Consider the following 18859-nt stretch of genomic DNA (forward strand, 5'->3'; position numbering starts at 1 on the left):
GCATCGACGCGGCCGGTGGCAGGATGGCCGCATGAGTGAGATCACGCAGATCCAGCCCACCGACCTCGACGACGACGCCGTCCTTCTCGATGTGCGCGAGCAGGACGAATGGGATGCCGGGCATGCCCCGGGTGCTGTCCACATCCCGCTCGGCGACCTGCCCACCCGTCTGGCCGACCTTCCGGTCGACGACGACGCCACCCTCGCGGTGACCTGCCGCAGCGGTGGCCGTTCCTCGCGCGCCGTCGCCTGGCTGAGCCAGCAGGGCTTCGATGTGGCGAACCTCGACGGCGGCATGAAGGCCTGGGCCGCGAGCGGTAAGACGGTCGTCTCCGACGCGGGCGAGCCCTCCGTCATCTGAGCGGAGCCGTCGCGGGCCGGCCCCCGTTCGCCACTCCCGCCCCACCGATATCGGGTCACCCGATATTCGCCGCGTTACCCCGGTTCGCATCCGGGGTAACGCTGCGCAAGTCGGGTGAAGCTCTCGTCGGGTCGGTCCGCCCCCTTCGCCACTCCGCGACACGATGCGCGCGTATCCGCAAATATCCGGATCTCCCTAGAGAGGCCCATACCCTCTCATCGTGGATCCCGTACGCAACCCCTATGCCCCCGGCGCCGGCCAGCGCCCGCCCGAGCTCGCCGGACGCGACGAGCAGGTGCGCGCCTTCGACGTCGTGCTCGAGCGTGTCCAGCGCGGACGGCCCGAGCGCTCGCTCGTCCTCACCGGTCTGCGAGGGGTGGGCAAGACCGTGCTGCTCAACGCCCTTCGCAGCCAGGCCGTCCGGGCGAAGTGGGGGACGGGCAAGTTGGAGGCGCGCCCCGACCAGGGCCTGCGCCGGCCGCTGTCGAGTGCGCTGCACACGGCGGTGCGCGAGCTGGGGCACACCCAGTCGGACGACGTCGAGCACGTCCTCGGCGTGATCAAGGCCTTCGCGCAGCGGGACTCGCCCGCCGGCACGAAGCTGCGCGAGAAGTGGAACCCGGGCATCTCGGCACCGGCCGTCACCGGTCGGGCCGACTCGGGCGACATCGAGATCGATCTCGTGGAGCTGTTGACCGACGTGGGTGGCCTCGCGGCCGACCTCGGTCGGGGTGTCGGCGTCTTCATCGACGAGATGCAGGACCTCGGACCCGACGACATCTCCGCCCTCTGCGCGGCCTGCCACGAGATCAGCCAGTCCGGCCTGCCCGTCATCGTCGTCGGCGCGGGGCTGCCGCACCTGCCCGCCGTGCTGTCGGCGAGCAAGTCCTACAGCGAGCGCCTCTTCCGCTACCAGCGGATCGACCGCCTGCCGCGGGCCGCGGCCGACCTCGCCCTGAGCGCCCCGGCGGAGGACGAGGAAGCGACCTTCGAGCCCGAGGCGCTCGAGGCGATGTACGCCGCCACCGGCGGCTACCCCTACTTCATCCAGGCGTACGGCAAGGCCGTGTGGGACGAGGCGCCGCAGTCGCCCATCACCATGCAGGACGTGAAGGTGGCCGCGCCCGAGGCCGAGGCCGAGCTTGCCGTGGGCTTCTTCGGGAGCCGGTTCGAGCGGGCGACGCCGGGGGAGCGCGAGTACCTGCGCGCCATGGCCGACGCCGCGACGGCGATCGCGGAGGCCGAGGACGAGGAGCTCGACGACATCGAGTCCGTGCCGACGTCCGCCGTCGCGGAGCTGCTCGGCCGCAAGCCGCAGTCGCTCTCCCCGGCGCGCGACGCGCTCCTCAAGAAGGGGCTCATCTACTCGGGCGAGCGCGGCCGGATCGCCTTCACCGTCCCGCACTTCGGTCGGTACCTGCGCGCGCACCAGTAGGTCGGAGCGCCAGTGGCGGCCGGCGATCACGCTGGGTGATCGCGGGGTCGTGGTCGCAGGGGGCTGCCCGATCCAGCCGAAAGTACGGCGCGCACCCCGTCCTGGAGCCGGGTGAACTCCACCCTCGGGACTGATGTGCTCACTGGGCGAGCTCGACGATGGTGAGGGGGACCGATCACCACGACAGAGAAGGACTCACCCCGTGACCACCCAGAGCGCCGTGCTCCCCCTGCACGTCAGTGTCCAAGCAAAACTCGCCGCAGCCTGGACGAGTTTCATGTTCCTGTATGTCTACGTCGACGTCCTGGGTCTCTACAAGCCCGGCGCCGTCGCAGACATCCTCAAGGGCAAGGTCTTCACGTTCGACATCACCCAAACCTTCGCCGTCAGCGCGCTGGCCGCTTCGGTGATCCCACCCTGATGATCGTGCTCTCGATGACGTTGTCCGGCAGAGTCAACCGCATGGCGAACCTCGTCGTCGCTGCACTCCTCATCCCCTGGATGGCCTTCAACCTGGCCGGCGGGGAGTGGCCCTTCTACTACGGTCTCGGCTTCGCGGTCGAACTCGGCCTGCTCGTCTTCATCCTGCGGACCGCATGGCTCTGGCCCCGCACCGGCGCTGTCCCTACTCTGAAGCGGTGATGGCTGGATGGCGTTCCGCGTGGCGTGAGCCGCGCCCTGCCGACCCGCCGCCCACGGGCCGGTGGGACTGGATCATCGCCAGCGGATTCGCCGGTGCAACCCTCGTCGAGGGCGTCACCCGACGGGGTTTGCCCTGGCAGCCATTCGTGATCGCGCTCGCTCTGGGCGTGGCTCCCGCCTTCCTCTGGCGCCGTCGCCACCCGTTGGTCGCCTGCCTGATCGGCTTTGGTGCCGCTGGCTTGCTGTCCATTCTCCAACTGGTGACGCACCGCACCGATGTCGGTCCGACGTCCATGACGGCGGTCGTGATCCTGCTCTACTCCCTGGTGCGATGGGGGTCGGGCAGAGAGGTGGTCCTCGGTGTCGCGGCCGTCGCAGCGGTCGCGGCCCTGGGCATGGTGGTCACGCACGCCACGTTGGCCGAGATGATCGGCGGCACGCTCTTCCTGATGCTCGCCATCGCGCTCGGTGCGATCGTCCGCAATCGGGCGGAGCTGTGGACCCGTCAGCAACGCGACGCCCGCAACGAGGAACGCCTCGCGCTCGCCCGTGAGCTGCACGACACCGTCGCCCACCACGTCTCGGCCATCGCCGTGCAGGCCCAGGCCGGCGGTGTCGTCGCCGCCGAGCAGCCGGCGCGGGCTGCTGCCATCCTCGCCGCGATCGAAACCGAAGCCTCACGCACCCTCGCGGAGATGCGGGCCATGGTCCGAGTGCTCCGTGAGGACGAGATGGAAGCCCACCCGTCGCCACGCGGTGTCGCCGACCTCGCCGCACTGGTGCGCACCGATCAGCACCCCCGAGTTGTGGTGTCGGTGGACGATTCCGCCATGGGCCGGCCACGATCCGTCGACGCAGCCGTCTACCGACTCGCTCAGGAGTCGGTGACCAACGCCCTCCGGCATGCTCGGGCCGCCACGCAGGTGGCGATCGAGGTCGACCGCGTCGGTGACGTGGTCAGGCTGCGGGTCACCGACGACGGACGGACCCCGCCGGGTCAGGTGGTGAAGCCCGGCTTCGGCCTCACCGGGATGGCCGAGCGCGCCCAGCTCCTCGGCGGCTCGCTCACGGCTGGCCCCGGGCCGCAGGGTGGCTGGGCCGTCGACGCCGTGCTCCCGGCGGGAGGCTCGCTGTGACCATTCGCGTCGTGGTGGCCGACGATCAGGACTTGGTGCGGGCCGGACTGGTGATGATCCTCGGTGCCCAACCCGACCTGGAGGTGGTGGGCGAGGCCACGGACGGCCTCCAGGCACTGGAGATGGCGACCCGGCTGCGCCCCGATGTCCTCCTCGTGGACATCCGGATGCCCGGGCTCGACGGCGTCGAGGTGACGCGGCGCGTCGCCGGGCCTGCGGTGGCAGACCCGATGGCTGTCGTGGTCATCACGACCTTCGATCTCGACGAATACGTCCTCGGCGCGCTTCGCGCTGGAGCGCGCGGGTTCCTGCTCAAGGACGCCGGACCGCAACTTCTCATCCAAGCCATCCACGCCGCCGCCGACGGTGACGCGCTGATCGCCCCCAATGTCACCCGGCGACTCCTGGAGGCGTTCGTCGACCGATCTCCGTCGGCGCCGTCCACGCCGCTCCACCCCCTCACGGAGCGTGAGGAGGAGGTGTTGCGGCTTGTCGCTCGCGGCCGAACCAATGCCGAGATCGCCGACGCCCTCTTCATCAGCCTGAGCACCGTCAAGACCCACGTTGCCGCCCTGATGGCCAAGCTCGGCGTGCGCAATCGCGTCGAGATCGCGATGTGGGCCCACCACGCGGGGCGGGTGTGACGTCGGTGCTGCAGCGGCGGTGGTGACGGGCGACCTCAGACGGCGGCGACGAAGGCGGCCGCGCCCTCCTTCAGGCCCTCGATGCGGCCGAGGATGAACAGTTCGCGGTCGTCCGGGTTGTTGGAACCCAGTTCAGTGAAGGTGGGCTTGCGGCGGACGTTCTGCGAGCAGACGAACTCCGTGCAGATGAGGGTGCCGACGGTGTCACCGTTCCGGCCCGCCGCGCCGCTGCGCTTGGCCACGTAGAGGCTGACGTCCTTCGTCTCGAGGGGGTCCTTGCACCACGTGCAGATCGCACTCCGGCGCCGCCCGCCGAGGGCCGCGGGCGGTGGGGCGGCGCGCAGGATGAGGCCGCGCGGCTCTCCGTCGACGATGACGACGGCGTAGCCCAGGGGCCGCTTGGCGTCGCGCCACCCGAGGTAGTCGAGGCTCTCCCAGTCGAGCGCGTCGAGATCCGGCAGGCTCGCCTGAGCCACCTCCCGCTTGGAGGCGTTGACGAAGCTGGCGCGGATCTCGTTCTCGGTCAGAGGGGTCACGCGTGCCCATTCTGCCTCTCGTGTCCGGCCGGAGCGACCGAGTTCCGCCCGGCCGCCTGGCCCTCACCCGTGTGGTTGGGTGGCGGCATGAGGCTGCTGCTCACGTCCGGTGGGATCACGAACCCCAGCATCCACGCATCGCTCACGGACCTCCTGGGCAAGCCGATCGAGGAGGCCAGCGCCCTGTGCATCCCCACGGCCCAGTGGGGGCACCCGGCGTGCGGACCGGTCTCGGCGCTCGGGTCGGTCACCGGTGACGCCTCCCGGGGTGGGCTGACGGCCCTGCCGTGGCGATCCCTCGTCCTGCTCGAACTCACGGCCCTGCCGACCATCGGCGAGGAGCGCTGGGTGCCGTGGGTTCGCGAGGCGGACGTGCTCCTCGTCGACGGTGGCGACGCGACCTTCCTCTGCCACTGGCTGCGGGAGTCCGGGCTCGCTGATCTGCTGCCGGAGTTGGTCGACACCGTCTGGGTCGGCGTGAGCGCCGGCAGCATGGTGCTCACACCGCGGATCGGGACGGACTTCGTCGAGTGGCCGGGAGCCCGCGACGATCGCACCCTCGGCCTCGTCGACTTCTCGATCTTCCCGCACCTGGACGTCTTCCCGGAGAACACCATGGCCGACGCCGAGCGCTGGCACGCCGAGATCGGCGGCCCGGCCTTCGTGCTCGACGACGAGTCCGCGATCGCCGTCGTCGAGGGGAGCGCGACCGTCGTGTCCGAGGGGCGCTGGGAGCGCCTGCCCTAGGCGGGCGAAGGTCGTCCGCCCACCTCCCGCGGAGGCCTATTCTGAGGGCCTCATCGCCGAACGGGCCTCCATGGGCAGTGGCAGGTGAGGCGATGATCGAGATCGAGGAGATGAGTCGGATCTGGAGTTCCCCGAGCGCTCGCCTGAGGCGACGATGACGCTCCCGCGAATCGACCTCAACGCCGACCTCGGCGAGTCCCTCGGCGCGTGGCGCCTCGGGGACGACGCGGCCATGCTCGACGTCGTCACCAGCGCCAACATCGCCTGCGGCTTCCACGCCGGCGACAGCCTCACCCTGCGGGAGACCTGCGCGAAGGCGGTCGAGCGCGGCATCGTCATCGGTGCCCAGGTCGGCTATCGCGACTTCGTCGGCTTCGGCCGCCGCTTCATCGACATGGACTCGGCCGAGCTGACCGCCGACGTCATCTACCAGGTCGGCGCCTTGGACGCGCTCGCCCGGGTGGCCGGTGGGAAGGTCTCGTACGTCAAGCCGCACGGCGCGCTCTACAACGCCATCGTCACCCACGAGGACCAGGCCGCGGCCGTCGTCGCGGCGGTCGTGGCGCTCGACCCGACGCTGCCCGTGCTCGGTCTGCCGGACTCGGCCTTCCTGCGGCTGGCCGCCGACGCGGGGCTGACCACCGTCGCCGAGGCCTTCGCCGACCGCGCCTACACCGCCGCGGGGCATCTGGTCCCGCGGAGCGAGCCGGGTTCCGTGCTCGACGACCCCGCCGCCGTCGCGCGCCGGGTCGTACGGCTCGTGACGGAAGGTCGCGTCACCGCGATCGACGGCACCGAGATCGCCATCGCGGCCCATTCCGTGTGCGTCCACGGGGACTCGTCGCGCGCCGTCGCCATGGCGCGCGCCATTCGTGCGGCGCTCGCGGACGCCGGGGTCGCGGTCGACCCCTTCGTGAGCTGAGTCGTGCCCGTCGACGCGCCGACCGGGGCCCTGCGGGTGTTGCCGATGGGCGAGGCCGCACTCCTCGTGGAGGTCGCCGACATCGACTCCGTGCTCGACCTGCATGCCGTGCTCGCGTCGCTGGTCAGCGCGGGCGAAGGGGTGTGGGCCGGGGTCGACGAGCTCGTCGCCGGGGCCCGAACTCTCCTGCTCGTCACCCGGCCCGCGACCGACCTCGACGCGCTCTCGCGCGCTCTCGGTGGGCTGCCCGTACCCAGGCAGCGCCAACTCCGTGACGCCCATCAACGGGGCGACGGGCCGGTCGTCGAGATCCCGGTCGACTACTCCGGCGCGGACCTCGCGGAGGTGGCGCGTCTCACCGGCCTCACCCCGACCGAGGTCATTGCCGCCCACACGGGCACGCCCTGGCGGGTCGGGTTCGGCGGCTTCGCGCCAGGCTTCGCCTATCTCGTCGGTGGCGACCCGCGACTGACCGTCCCGCGCAGGACCGAACCTCGCACGCGCGTGCCCGCCGGGTCGGTCGGCCTCGCGGGGGAGTTCAGCGGGATCTATCCGCGGTCCTCGCCCGGCGGCTGGCAGCTCATCGGGACGACGAAGGTCGCCCTCTGGGACGAGCAGCGCGACCCGCCGGCCCTGCTCCTCCCGGGCACGACGGTGCGGTTCGTGGCGGAGGGGTCGTGAGCCGTCAGGCGGCCCCGCGGCGTCTCGTCGTCGTCGCGCCCGGCCCGCTCACGACGGTCCAGGACCTCGGCCGGTTCGGGCACCTCGCGGTCGGGGTGGGGCGCGCAGGCGCCGCCGACGTGGCCTCGCACCTCCTCGGGGCGCGCCTGCTCGGCAACGCCGACGGGGCCGCGTCGCTCGAGGTGACGCTCGGCGGGCTGCGCCTGCGGGCCGAGCGTGACGTCCTCCTGTGTCTCACCGGCGCCCCTGCCCCCGCCGCCGTGGGTGGGGCGCCCCGGCCGCACGCGGCCCCCTTCGTCCTGCATGACGGTCAGGAACTCGCGCTGGCCATGCCGCCGCGCGGGCTGCGGACATACGTGTCCGTCCGGGGCGGGATCGACGCGCCGCTCGTGCTCGGGTCGCGCTCGACCGACACGATGTCGGGCCTCGGGCCGCCGCCGCTGCGGGCGGGCGACGTCCTGACCGTCGGTGGGGAGACCGACCGCTTCCCGCACGTCGAGGTTGCGGCGCTGCGACCGCCGGACGATCAGCGCGGCAGCAACGGCGACGAGACCGGTGTCGTCACCCTCGCCGTCCTGCCCGGCCCGCGCCGAGACTGGTTCGCCTCACCCGAGGACCTCGCGGATCGCCCGTGGACGGTGTCCATTCGCAGTGACCGCAAGGGGATTCGCCTCGAGGGCACGCCTCTCGTGCGCGCCGACGGGTGGCTCGACGCCGAACTCCCGAGCGAGGGGATGGTCCGCGGCGCCATCCAGGTGCCGCCGAACGGGCAGCCCGTCCTCTTCCTCAACGATCACCCGGTCACCGGCGGCTATCCCGTCGTCGGGGTCGTGCGCACGGCCGACGTCGATCGCGCCGCCCAGCTGCGACCCGGACAGTCCGTGCGTCTGCGCTGGGTCTCCTGAACTGCGCTGGGTCTCCTGAACTGCGCTGCGTCTACTCAACTGCGCTGGGCGACCTGAGCGCGGGCGGCCGGTGGCGGCCGCGGGAGGTGCTCCATCGCTCGACGGATCCGCGCCGACGTCTCCGTCCTTAGGCTGAGGGCATGCCGCCCGCTCGCCGCTCCGTGCCGACTCGCATCCGCGAGTTCTTCGCGATCGATGACGACTGGGAGCGTCCTGCCCCACCGCTGGGGCGCGGCGACTGGCTCGTCGGCATCACGCTCTCGGCCGTCGGGGTGCTCTTCCTCGAACTGGCCCGCAGCATCACCGAGATCCACGCGGGTGGGCAGCCGCAGCGGGGGCGATGCTCATGGTCTGGCGCCGGCAGCACCCGATCCTCGTGGGAGTGCTCGCAGCCGCCCACATGTTCCTCGTCGGCGTCACGATGCCGATGGTGATGGCTCAACTGGCGTTGCAGGCCGTCTACTTCGTCGCGATCTACGCCGCAGTCGCCCATGCCAGACACCGACGTTCGGCGCTGCTGGTGGTCGCCGGGATCACGGTCTTCATGCTGCTGTGGGTGGGGTGGCAACTCGCCCTCGGTGGCGGCCTCGCCGAACTCACCCAGGACGCACCGGAGGACGAGACGCATGGCTGGTTCAGCCCCACCGTCGGCGCCGTTGCGACCACCGTGGCCATCAATGCCTGCTACTTCGTGGGCGCGATCCTCGTCGGCCAGATCGCTTGGCGCGGCGCTCGTCAACGCGCGCGCCTCGAGGAGCAGGCGCAGACCATCGCCCGGCAGGCCGACTCGCTGCGGCGCCGCGCCGTGGTCGACGAGCGGTTGCGCATCGCCCGTGAGCTGCACGACGTCGTCGGCCACCACATCTCCGTCATCGGTGTGCAGGCCGCAGCCGCTCGCCGGGTCATCGACGCGCGGCCGGCGGACGCTGCGGTGGCGCTCGGGCAGATCGAGTCCAGCTCGCGCGACGCCGTCACCCAGATGCGCAGCCTGCTCGGCACCCTGCGCGACATCGACGCAACGGCCGGCGGCGACGACTCACGCCGTCCCGAGCCGACCCTCGCGGACGTGGTCGATCTCGTCGCCGAGCGCGATGCGGCCGGATTGCGCACGACCCACCACGTCGTGGAAACGCACGATGGTGCGCTCGCCGCGGTCCCGGCGTCCATCGGGCTCACGCTCCATCGCATCGTCCAGGAAGCGCTCGCGAACGTCACCCGGCACTCGACGGCCAGTGCCACGGACGTGTTCACGAGAGTCGTGGTCGACGGCCCGGCCGACGACTATGCCGAGATCGAGGTGCTCGACAACGGCCGACCTCGGCACGGGACGTCCGGCTCGGGCCTGGGCCAGCTCGGGATGCGCGAGCGCGCGGCGTCGCACAAGGGGACCGTGGAGATCGGGATGCGGCCGATGGGTGGCTACCGGGTCCGTGTCCGAATTCCCCTGAGGGAGAATGATGTCTGAGCCGGCTGCACCGATCCGCGTCCTCATCGTCGATGACCAGCACCTCGTGCGGTCCGGCTTCGCGATGATGCTGTCCGTTGACGAGGACATCGACGTCGTCGGCGATGTGGCCAACGGCCGGCTCGCCCTTGCCGCGGCGCATGACCTCGGGCCCGACGTCATCCTGATGGACGTCCAGATGCCCGTGATGGACGGCATCGAGGCAACGCGCGCCATCGTGGCGGCAAACCTCGCCAAGGTCATCATCCTCACGACGTTCGACCGCGATGACTACCTCTTCGATGCGCTGCACGCCGGTGCGAGCGGCTTCCTGCTGAAGAATGCCGAGCCCGAACAGCTCACCGATGCCATCCGGGCCGTCGCGGGTGGGCACGCTCTGCTGGCACCGGAGGTGACGACGCGCGTCATCGCCGAGATGGTCGCCGCCGCCCGCTCCTCAGCCCCGAGCACGGCGGTCGGCAACCCTCACGTCGGCTCGGCCGACCAGCTCGACCGGCTCACCGACCGTGAACTCGAGGTGCTCACCCTCATGGCGCGGGGCCGCTCCAACACCGAGATCGCCGCGGCCCTCTTCGTCGGTGAGGCCACAGTCAAGACCCACGTGTCCAACTGCCTGGCCAAGCTCCATCTGCGTGACCGGGTCCAGGCCGTCGTCTTCGCCTACGAGGTCGGGCTCATCCGACCGGCGGAGAGCCCAACTCATCCGCAGGACTGATCTGCTTCCTGCACAGGCTTCCTACCGTGGAGGTCATGAGAGACAGACGAAGCGGAGCAGCACTCCTCGAGGTTGCCGGACTCAGCCGCTCCTTCGGGGACATCACGGCCGTCGACGACGTGAGCTTCACCGTCCCGGGGGGACTGATGACCGGCTTCGTCGGCGGCAACGGGGCCGGCAAGACCACGACGATGCGGATGATCATGGGTCTGCTCGCCACCCACGCCGGTGAGGTCCGGTGGGACGGCGCCCCCATCACCGCCGCGGTGCGCCGCCAGATCGGCTACATGCCCGAGGAGCGTGGGCTCTATCCCAAGCAGAAGGTCCTCGATCAGCTCGTCTATCTCGGTGAACTCTCGGGCATGACCGCGGCGGGCGCCAAGACCGCCATCATGAGCCACCTCGAGCGCTTTGGCCTCGCCGACCGCGCACGGGAGCGGGTCGAGAAGTTGTCGCTCGGCAACCAGCAGCGGGTCCAGATCATCGCCGCCCTCATGACCCAACCCGATGCGCTCATCCTCGACGAGCCGTTTTCCGGTCTCGACCCGCAGGCCGTCGACTCGATGGTCGACCTCCTGCGTGAGCACGCCGCCGCAGGCGTGCCCGTTCTCTTCAGCTCCCACCAACTGGACCTCGTGGAGCGCCTCTGCGACCGACTCGTCGTGCTCTCTCAGGGTCGTGTCGTGGCGACCGGTGGGGTCGAGGAGCTGCGCAGCGGTGGTCCTGAGCGCTACCGGATCACGCTCGACGGTGACGCGGGTTGGCTCCGCGACCAGCCCGGCACACACGTTCACGACGTCGACGGGACCACGGCCCTCGTCGAGTTCACCGAGCCAACCGCCCGCCACCGGCTGCTCGGCGCAGCCATCGAGCGGGGCGATGTCATCGACTTCGCCCGGCACATCCCCTCCCTGTCCGAGATCTACCGTGAGGTGACGGCATGACACACACCGCCTGGCCGACCGTGGCCCGACGCGAGATCATCACCAAACTCACCGACCGCGCGTTCCTCTTCGGAACGGTGGGCCTGCTCGCGGTCCTGATGGTGGTCCTCGGCGTCCAGGCATTGCTGGCCAACAAGGCCACCGAATTTGCCCTCGTCACGAGTTCCAGCGCCGCTCACCAGATGGCTGAGCAGGTCAAGGAAGTGGCTGAGGCCGGCGATGACAAGACCACGGTCGTGGTGAGCGAGGCTGCCAGCGACGCGTCCGCGTCGCAGAAGGTCATCGACGGTGACGCCGATGTCCATCTGCACGAAGGCAACGACGGCTGGGTGCTCACGGGTGCGGACGATGTGCCTGCCGGGTTGACCAGCGTCGCGACCACGGCGATCCGGGACGCCACCCTCGCCGAGAATGCGGCCGAGGTCGGCACGTCAGTGGAGGCGTTGCGACGCGGATCGACGGTCAGCACCGTGCTGCTCAAGGGGGACGCGGAGCGCGTGGCCATCGCGAAGGCAGTGGGCTTTGCCCTGTCCTTCCTCTTCTACATCGCGTCCCTGACCTTCGGGATCGCGCTCGCCAACAGCGTCGTCGAGGAGAAGGCGAGCCGAATCGTGGAGATCATCACCACGAAGATTCCCGTCAACCAACTGCTCGCGGGCAAGGTCATGGGCAACCTCGCTCTGGCCTTCGCTCAGATGGCGCTCTTCGTCGGTGTCGGTCTCATTGGACTCTCCTTCACCGAATACGACCGTCTCGTCCCGGCGGTCTCCGGTGCGGTCGGGTGGTTCACCGTCTTCTTCGTCGTCGGGTTCGCGTTGCTCTCCTGCCTCTGGGCCGTGGCCGGCGCCTTGGCGTCGAGGACCGAGGATGTGCAGTCGACCTCGATGCCGCTGACGATGCTCACCATGGCCGTCTTCTTTGCCGCCCTGCTGACCGACGGGGTCGCCAAGACAGTGCTGTCGTTCGTGCCGCCCTTCTCCGCCATCCTCATGCCCATACGCGTGCTCGAGGGATCCGCGCCCTGGTGGCAGGCGCTCGTCGCTCTGGCCATCCTCATCGCGTCGGCCGGGCTCGTCGTCCGCGTCGCCGCACGGCTCTACCAGCGTTCGCTCCTGCAGACGACGGGGCGGTTGAGTCTCAAGCAGGCGTGGTCCACCCCGATGTGAGGGGCCGGCCCGTCACTGGCTGTCGGCGGTGTGGCTGCACTCAGCGCCCGAGCCCTGCTGAGCGGGCCAGCGTGAGGGCGTCCTCCCGGGTGGCGACCTCGAGTTTGGCGAGCATTTCGGAGACCCTGTTGCGCACCGTCTTGGGGGCGAGGAAGACCCGGCTGGCGACCTGGTGCGTGGAGAGCCCCTGTGCCAAGAGGCCGAGGATTTCCCGGTCGCGGGCGTCGAGCCGTTCGAGCACGTTGGTGTCGGGCACCGCCGACGCGGCGACCCGCACCGACGCGCTTGCCCCCGAGCTCAGCACCACCGACCCGCTGGCCGTCGCCCGGATCGCGTCGAGCAACTCGTCGGGAGGCGAGTCCTTGACGAGGTAGCTGTCCACTCCAGCGGCGAGGCTGCGGAGCACCGTGGCCGGCTCGTGGGTCATCGTGAGGATGACCAACTTCACCGCGGGCCACTGCTCGCGCAGCCGCTGGCCGAGGGCCACGCCGTCGCCGTCGGGCAACCGCAGGTCGAGCACGCAGACCTGAGGCTCGGGCTGGACGGACCACGCGAGCGCGTCGGCCACCGTGCCGGCGGTCGCGACGACCTCCATCGTGGGGTCGGCGTCGACGAGCGCCGACAGCCCCGCCAGCACAACCGGGTGGTCGTCGACCAGGACGACCCGGATCACGCGCGGAACCCCGGCACGTCGAGGACGACGAGGAGGCCGCCGGTCGCCGCGCGGTGGAGGTCCAGGTGCCCCCCGACCTCCTGGGCGCGGGTCCGCAGTGAGGTGAGGCCCACGCCCGGCACGACCGGGCCGCCACTGCCGTTGTCCTCGACCTCAGCGCGCAGTCCGTCGCCGAGGCCCTTCACCCGCACCCGGACCTCCGACGCGCCGCCGTGGCGCAGCGCGTTGGTCACCGCCTCGGCGACGAAGCGGTAGACGACGATCGCCCGGTCACCCTCGACGTCGTGGGCGTCGTGCACCTCGAGATGCACCTGCGGTCCGCCGATGGTGCGGAAGGAGGTGACGAGGGTCTCGAGCGCACCGGCCAGGTCGGCACCCACCAGCGGCTCGGGGGTCAGCGCGGAGACGATGCGGCGCAGGTCGGCCCGGCAGGCCGCGAGGTCCGCGGCCAGGGCGCCCAGCTCGGTGCTGGGTCGGGTGGCGCGCTCGGCCTCCACCCGCATGCTCATGCCCGCCAGCGCCGGCCCGAGGTCGTCGTGAAGATCGGCGAGGATGCGGGCCCGTTCGACCTCGCGCTCGCGGATCACGTCGGCCCGGGCAAGCTGCGCCTCCACGGCCAGTTCGACCGCGCGCGCCGCGAGCGCGACGGTGGGAGTCAGTTGGCGCACGACGTGCTCCTGGCGCGACTCAAGCCCCTCGGGCTCCTGCAAGCGCACGGCAAGTGTGCCGACTCGCTCGTCGCCGACGACGAGCGGGAAGGTCGCCCACCCGGGCCGCTCCTCGAGGTGGTCGAGGACGATCTCGACGGCCTCGGTGGCGCTCGCCGCGGACACCAGACCGGCGGCGGTGCCCAACAGCCCGCGGGGGTCGCCGTCACCTCCGAGACCGCCCGTCAGCGTGGCGAGGTCCTGGGGACTCAGGAGGCCAGTGCCGTAGCGGCGGGCGAGGAAGTGGCGTCGGACCGCCACCGCTGCTGGGGTCGCCATCATGATGGTGACGGCAGCGGCGAGGGTGCCGACGACCTCGGCCCCGAAGATCCGCTCGTGACGCGCGAAGGACCACATCAGCCAGCCGGCGACGGTGCCGGCGAGGAGCACCCCGATCACGAGGGCGACGTCGACCAGCGGTTCCACAGCCGGGCGTGGCTGCCGGACGAGCGCGGCCCCTGCGACCGAGCCGGCCACGGCGAGCAACCCGAGGGTCGCGGTCAGCCCGAAGGCGGTGGGCGTCCCCCACGTCCACGTGGCGCTCGCGGTGGCGATGGCGATGACCGCCCACAGCACGATCCACGTCCGCCAGCGGCGGGCAGATCGTCCACTCGCCGGCAGCGAGGCCAGGGCGACCACGAGGACGGGCAGCAGCCACCCGGGTCCGGATGCCGCTCCGGGAGCCGGCGTCGGCAGGGTGGACAGTGTCATCGCGAGCGGCGTGAGCGCCGCCACGAGCACGGCGGCCCAGCCCACGAGAGATCGCGGCCTGCGGTCGAGCAGGATCAAGCCGGCGATGCCGAGCGGCAACCAGCCGAGCAGCGGGAGGCTGGCGTCGGCGACGAGGCGGTCGTGGGGGAGCACCAGCACGGGCTGGAGGGCGCCGAGCGAGAGCACCGCCACCGCCACCAGCAGTTCGCCCGACACCCCACCGGCGGGTGCCAAGGTAGGGGGCGACACCGAGGTGCTCGGTGCCGACAATGTGCTCATGGGTGTCAGTATCCGCGCGCTGACCCTGCCCCGGAAGGCCCCGGGACTCTCCCGGGACATCGGCGGGACGACCCGGGACGCCGGGCTCTGGCGACCGGGTCGCGCGTGCGACCACAGTGGTCGGACAGGCATCCGCGCCACCACTGCTCAGGAGATCCCATGCCAGCCAACCCGGCCGTGGCCGCACCGGCCACCCGCACCCCCACGTACCCCGTCCTCGTCGGCATCGCCTACGCCATCTGCGTGGTGGGCATGTCGGGCAGCGTCGTCGCCGAGATGCTCCTCGGATATACCGGTAGCGGCGACGCCCCACGCTCACTCGGTGAGCAACTTGCCGGCATCGTCGGTTTCGGCACACTCGCGCTCGCGGTCTCCGTGTTGGCCGTGAGCCGCCTGCGGTCCGATCGCCAGCGCCAGGTCGGTGCGATCGTGATGGGGATCGCGGCGGTGCCGGCGCTCGCCTTCTTCTGGTGCGGCATGCCGGCGATGTTCGGTGCCGCGTCAGCGGCGCTGGCCGGGCTGACGCGCGGGCGGAAACCGCTGGAGGGCGCGGCGCGCGTCTTCGGCCTGATCGGTCTGGCCTTCGCGGTCATCAACCCCGTCGTCAACGCCGCCGCTGTGACGATCTCCTGGGTCGTCACGGGCTGAGCGGCTGCCCGGGGCGAAGGTCGTCACCGGTTCGCGTCTGGTGGGGACCCGACGCCGCCATGAGTTGCGGACGCCGGGCACCACCTCACCGTCGCCATCCGGGGGTCGATCATCGCGACGATGCCGATCCGTGCCGACGTCGGACCGGACATGCCCGCCTCGCCGCCGGCTCAGGCCAGCCCCAGCGCGGCCGCTTCCTCCCACAACTCGTCCCGCACGCTCGGGTGGGCGCAGCATTCGATGAGATCGCGAGCCTGCGCGCGCTCGTCGAGCCCCCACAGCCGCGCCACGCCCTGCTCGGTGACGACCGCGCTCTGCTGAAAGCTCGTCACCGGCTCGTCGACGAGCGGCACGATCGTCGAGACGTTCGCCCGGGGGTGCCATGAGCGCAGCGCCATGAAGGACTGACCGCCGGGGGAGTGCAGCGCGCCGACGATGAAGTCGGTCTGGCCGCCGAAACCGGAGTGGATGCGGGCGTTGATCCGCGAGGCGTTGGCCTGCCCGAAGAGGTCGACCTCGAGCGCCGTGTTCACCGACGTCATCCGCCGCTGCTGGGCGATCACTCCCGGGTCGTTGGTCGTCTCGGTCCGGCGCATGAGCACGCGCGGATTGTCGTCCAGCCAGTCGTAGAGGTCGCGGCTGCCGAAGGCGAACGACGTGACGAGCGGGTGGCCGCGATCCAGCGAGCCGGCTTCCTCGAGGGCGAGGACCCCGTCGGAGAACATCTCCGTCCAGACGCGCAACTCCTTGCGGTGGAGGACCGCGTGCAGCGTCGCGTCCGGGACCGCCCCGATGCCGAGTTGGAGGGTCGCGCCGTCGCCGATGAGTTCGCCCACCCGCGCACCGATCGTCTGGCTGTCGGCGTCGGGGGCGGTCGGCACGTGCGTGGCCAGGGGCGCGTCGATCTCGACCGCGAGGTCGACGTGCTCGACGGGCACGAGTGCGTCACCCCCGGTCCGCGGCATCTGCGGGTTGATGACCGCGACGACGAGGCCACCCCGGGCACGGCACGCCTCGAGCGCCGCGGGCAGGACGTTGACCTCAAGGCCGAGGCTCAGCAGGCCGTCACGCGGCGGCGCGCAGTGCAGGATCACGGCGTCGGGCGGCAGTGGCCCGGCGAAAAGTCGCGGCACGAGGGAGAGCCGGGACGGGATGTACCGCAGGCCCGCCCGTCCCCGCTGCCCCGGCCCGACGAAGCACGTCTCGAGCGTCACGCCCTCGCGGTCGGGCAGCCCCTTCGGCCCGTTCAGGGCATGGAGGACGAAGGTCGCCAGCGTCGCGTCGACGAGTCGGACGGCCTCGAACGGCAGCGACATGTTGCCGCTGACGACGATGCGCGGGTTGTCGGGCAGGGCCGCGAGGCGCGCGGCCAGTTCCTCCGTGGTGACGTGCTGCATAGGCCCCATCCTTGCGTGCGGAGGGGCGCCCGTGCTCGTGGACCACCGCTCCGCCCTCCACCGCACGGGGCTCATCTGTGCGTCACGGTGACGACGAACTTCTGCCCGCCATCCCTTGACGAAGTTGTGCGGCCATTTCTAATATGGCCGCACAACTTGGTGCAACGAGGCGCCGGGGCTGACGAGGGAGTTGCACGTGGACGTTCGCCCGCGCAGCCCCGGTGAGAGTTCCTACCGGCTCCTGACCCAGCGCCTGCGCGAGCGCATCTTCCAAGGCGAATTCGGGGAGGGCTCTCGAATGCCCACCGAGCACGCGCTCGCGACTGAACTCGGGCTCAGCAGGCAGACCATTCGCCGTGCGTACCAAGACCTGGTCGCGGAGGGCTTGGTCTACCGGGTGCGGGGCAGCGGGACCTTCGTCATGCCGGGCGAAACGCGATACCGCCGTGCCTTCGGAAGCATCGACGATCTGATGAATCTCCAGCTCGATACCGACTTCGAACTCGTCGAGCCACTCGCGGACCGGATCGACCGAGACGCGGCAGACCGGCTCCGCCTCAACTCACCACACGTGAGCAGTCTCGTCTTCCAAAGGCTCCACCGCGGCACCGCGTTCTGTCGGACTCGTGTCGACCTCCCTCCAGCAATCGCCGCGACACTCGTCGGCGTGCCGGAGCTCACTGATCCTGGCGTGCACACCCGCACGACGATCATCGGCCTCATCGAGGCGCGGGGTAACGACATCGGTGAGGCCGAGCAGGTGATCAGCGCGACGGCCGCCGAGGCACACCTGGCCGCAGCCCTCGGGTGTCCCGCCGGCAGCCCGCTCTTGGGCATCGAGCGCCTCTACACCGACCGCCTTGGGCGCCCGCTCGAGTTGGCCACGAGCCACTTCCTACCGGACCACTACTCCCACCGAACCCGCCTGAGCAGAAGGGGTGATCCGCAGCCAGGGCGCGCGCCGTCTCCCTGACGCCGCGCCACCGTCAGACCCGCGGGGTCACACCGCGGTCAGCGCCGCCGCCGATCACTGGAACAGGCCCCCACAGTCCCCCGGACAACGAAGTCCGAGAAACACCACGGAGGAAACATGAGCACCAACAGGACTCGCGCCAACCTCGTCGTCGGCCTCGCGGCACTGACTTCCCTCACTCTCGCCGCATGCGGGGGCGCCCGAAGCGGAGACTCCGGAGGCGGTGAAGACAAGACCTACACCCTGAAGTTCTCTCACGTGACGACTGACAACACCCCGAAGGGCAAGGCTGCCAACGAGTTCGCCAAGCTCGTCGAGGAGGAGTCCGAGGGCAAGATCAAGGTCGAGGTCTTTCCGAACTCCGAGCTCTATGGCGATAAGGACGAGATGCAGGCGCTGCAGAGCAACAGCGTCCAAATGCTCGCGCCCGCCAGTGCGAAGTTCACGACCATCGCACCTGAACTGCAGGTCTTGGACCTGCCGTTCCTCTTCGACGATGTCCAGGACATCCCTGAGGTCGTCACCCAGGACAGCAAGGTGGGCGAGGCGATCTACAACAACAAGAAGCTCGCCGAAAACGGCGTGAAGGTGCTTGGCCTATGGGACAACGGCCTCAAGCAATTTTCATCGAACAAGGGGATGGTCAAGCCTGCAGACGTCAAGGGACTGAGCTTCCGCATCCAGCCCTCCGACGTCCTGCGAAGCCAGTTCCAGGCATGGGGCGCCAAGGCGACGCCCATGGCCTTCTCCGAGGTGTACAGCGCCATGCAGCAAGGCGTCATCGACGGTGGCGAGAACACGTACTCCAACATCGCCAGCCAGAAGATGCACACCGTGCAGAAGCACATCTCGGAGATCAACAACGGATACATCGGCTACGTCCTCGTCGTGAACCAGAAGTGGTTCGACGAGCTCCCGAAGGACCTGCAGGAAGTCGTCACCGAGGCGGCAGATGCCGCCACTGAGCTCAACCGCGAGGTTGCCGCCCAGGTGAACGCCGACGCCAAGGCCGAGATCGAGAAGGCGGGAACGACGGAGATCACTGTCCTCAGCGACGAGGAGCGCCAGGCGTTCAAGGACGCTGTCGTGCCCAAGGTGTGGAAGCAGTACGAGGACGTCCTGGGCAAGGACGTCGTCGAGGAACTCCTCAGCAAGCAGAACTGACCGCTGGC

Annotated in this window: 21 protein-coding genes; 17 read left to right on the top strand and 4 right to left on the bottom strand. The window is 70.5% G+C overall.

Annotated features, from left to right (window positions below):
- The first annotated feature begins 31 nt into the window (after window positions 1–31).
- The 6 genes from ACQBAS_RS00325 to ACQBAS_RS00350 all read left to right on the top strand — a co-directional run bounded on the left by ACQBAS_RS00325 (window position 32) and on the right by ACQBAS_RS00350 (window position 4218).
- Entirely contained in the window at window positions 32–361 is a 330-nt protein-coding gene (locus ACQBAS_RS00325; protein ID WP_427384321.1) for a rhodanese-like domain-containing protein, read from the top strand.
- A 220-nt stretch (window positions 362–581) separates the two neighbouring features.
- Window positions 582–1796, top strand: a complete 1215-nt coding sequence (locus ACQBAS_RS00330) for an ATP-binding protein (RefSeq protein WP_427384322.1) — start codon at window positions 582–584, stop codon at window positions 1794–1796.
- Window positions 1797–1998: 202 nt separating this feature from the next.
- Window positions 1999–2217 carry a hypothetical protein gene (locus tag ACQBAS_RS00335; protein ID WP_427384323.1) on the top strand — a complete coding sequence of 73 codons (219 nt, stop codon included), beginning with the start codon at window positions 1999–2001 and terminating at the stop codon, window positions 2215–2217.
- A gap of 41 nt (window positions 2218–2258) precedes the next feature.
- The gene (locus tag ACQBAS_RS00340) at window positions 2259–2438 is read left to right on the top strand and encodes a hypothetical protein (protein WP_427384324.1); all 180 of its coding nucleotides are present in this window, start codon (window positions 2259–2261) and stop codon (window positions 2436–2438) included.
- Window positions 2438–3574: a sensor histidine kinase gene (locus ACQBAS_RS00345; protein WP_427385648.1), complete on the top strand. Its 1137-nt coding sequence runs from the start codon at window positions 2438–2440 to the stop codon at window positions 3572–3574. The genes ACQBAS_RS00340 and ACQBAS_RS00345 overlap by 1 nt, the downstream gene beginning before the upstream one ends.
- Complete coding sequence (locus tag ACQBAS_RS00350) at window positions 3571–4218, top strand: response regulator (RefSeq protein WP_427384325.1); 648 nt, start codon at window positions 3571–3573, stop codon at window positions 4216–4218. Before ACQBAS_RS00345 ends, ACQBAS_RS00350 begins: the two co-directional genes overlap by 4 nt.
- 35 nt (window positions 4219–4253) lie before the next feature.
- Here the strand turns inward: ACQBAS_RS00350 and ACQBAS_RS00355 are convergent, their stop codons facing one another.
- Window positions 4254–4754, bottom strand: a complete 501-nt coding sequence (locus ACQBAS_RS00355; protein ID WP_427384326.1) for an FBP domain-containing protein — start codon at window positions 4752–4754, stop codon at window positions 4254–4256.
- Between the two features lie 87 nt (window positions 4755–4841).
- On the opposite strand from ACQBAS_RS00355, the gene ACQBAS_RS00360 reads away from it, so the two are divergent.
- From ACQBAS_RS00360 to ACQBAS_RS00395, 8 genes are all read left to right on the top strand, one after another.
- A complete protein-coding gene (locus ACQBAS_RS00360) occupies window positions 4842–5501 on the top strand; it encodes a Type 1 glutamine amidotransferase-like domain-containing protein (protein ID WP_427384327.1) in 660 nt (219 codons plus the stop codon).
- A gap of 154 nt (window positions 5502–5655) precedes the next feature.
- Window positions 5656–6423: a LamB/YcsF family protein gene (locus tag ACQBAS_RS00365; protein ID WP_427384328.1), complete on the top strand. Its 768-nt coding sequence runs from the start codon at window positions 5656–5658 to the stop codon at window positions 6421–6423.
- A gap of 3 nt (window positions 6424–6426) precedes the next feature.
- On the top strand, window positions 6427–7104 hold the full coding sequence (locus ACQBAS_RS00370; protein WP_427384329.1) for a 5-oxoprolinase subunit B family protein: 678 nt from the start codon (window positions 6427–6429) through the stop codon (window positions 7102–7104).
- The gene (locus ACQBAS_RS00375; RefSeq protein ID WP_427384330.1) at window positions 7101–8009 is read left to right on the top strand and encodes a biotin-dependent carboxyltransferase family protein; all 909 of its coding nucleotides are present in this window, start codon (window positions 7101–7103) and stop codon (window positions 8007–8009) included. The genes ACQBAS_RS00370 and ACQBAS_RS00375 overlap by 4 nt, the downstream gene beginning before the upstream one ends.
- Window positions 8010–8391: 382 nt before the next feature.
- Entirely contained in the window at window positions 8392–9474 is a 1083-nt protein-coding gene (locus ACQBAS_RS00380) for a sensor histidine kinase (protein ID WP_427384331.1), read from the top strand.
- Window positions 9467–10189, top strand: coding sequence for a response regulator (locus ACQBAS_RS00385; RefSeq protein ID WP_427384332.1), 723 nt, complete (start codon window positions 9467–9469; stop codon window positions 10187–10189). The genes ACQBAS_RS00380 and ACQBAS_RS00385 overlap by 8 nt, the downstream gene beginning before the upstream one ends.
- A gap of 35 nt (window positions 10190–10224) precedes the next feature.
- Window positions 10225–11133: an ABC transporter ATP-binding protein gene (locus tag ACQBAS_RS00390; protein WP_427384333.1), complete on the top strand. Its 909-nt coding sequence runs from the start codon at window positions 10225–10227 to the stop codon at window positions 11131–11133.
- Window positions 11130–12299: an ABC transporter permease gene (locus ACQBAS_RS00395; protein ID WP_427384334.1), complete on the top strand. Its 1170-nt coding sequence runs from the start codon at window positions 11130–11132 to the stop codon at window positions 12297–12299. Before ACQBAS_RS00390 ends, ACQBAS_RS00395 begins: the two co-directional genes overlap by 4 nt.
- 40 nt (window positions 12300–12339) lie before the next feature.
- Here ACQBAS_RS00395 and ACQBAS_RS00400 read toward each other — a convergent pair whose 3' ends face one another.
- Window positions 12340–12972: a response regulator gene (locus tag ACQBAS_RS00400; protein WP_427384336.1), complete on the bottom strand. Its 633-nt coding sequence runs from the start codon at window positions 12970–12972 to the stop codon at window positions 12340–12342.
- Entirely contained in the window at window positions 12969–14669 is a 1701-nt protein-coding gene (locus tag ACQBAS_RS00405; RefSeq protein ID WP_427384337.1) for a sensor histidine kinase, read from the bottom strand. Before ACQBAS_RS00405 ends, ACQBAS_RS00400 begins: the two co-directional genes overlap by 4 nt.
- A 159-nt stretch (window positions 14670–14828) precedes the next feature.
- On the opposite strand from ACQBAS_RS00405, the gene ACQBAS_RS00410 reads away from it, so the two are divergent.
- Window positions 14829–15317 carry a hypothetical protein gene (locus ACQBAS_RS00410; RefSeq protein ID WP_427384338.1) on the top strand — a complete coding sequence of 163 codons (489 nt, stop codon included), beginning with the start codon at window positions 14829–14831 and terminating at the stop codon, window positions 15315–15317.
- A gap of 170 nt (window positions 15318–15487) precedes the next feature.
- Here ACQBAS_RS00410 and ACQBAS_RS00415 read toward each other — a convergent pair whose 3' ends face one another.
- Window positions 15488–16714: an acetyl-CoA hydrolase/transferase family protein gene (locus ACQBAS_RS00415; protein WP_427384340.1), complete on the bottom strand. Its 1227-nt coding sequence runs from the start codon at window positions 16712–16714 to the stop codon at window positions 15488–15490.
- A 196-nt stretch (window positions 16715–16910) separates the two neighbouring features.
- On the opposite strand from ACQBAS_RS00415, the gene ACQBAS_RS00420 reads away from it, so the two are divergent.
- Together ACQBAS_RS00420 and ACQBAS_RS00425 are read left to right on the top strand one after the other, a co-directional pair.
- Window positions 16911–17687 (top strand): GntR family transcriptional regulator, encoded by a 777-nt coding sequence (locus ACQBAS_RS00420; protein ID WP_427384341.1) that lies wholly within the window; start codon window positions 16911–16913, stop codon window positions 17685–17687.
- A gap of 117 nt (window positions 17688–17804) precedes the next feature.
- Window positions 17805–18851 (top strand): DctP family TRAP transporter solute-binding subunit, encoded by a 1047-nt coding sequence (locus ACQBAS_RS00425; protein WP_427384342.1) that lies wholly within the window; start codon window positions 17805–17807, stop codon window positions 18849–18851.
- Window positions 18852–18859: the final 8 nt, after the last annotated feature.

It is taken from the genome of Janibacter zhaoxuefangae, assembly GCF_050271985.1.
In the GTDB taxonomy this organism is placed as follows: domain Bacteria; phylum Actinomycetota; class Actinomycetes; order Actinomycetales; family Dermatophilaceae.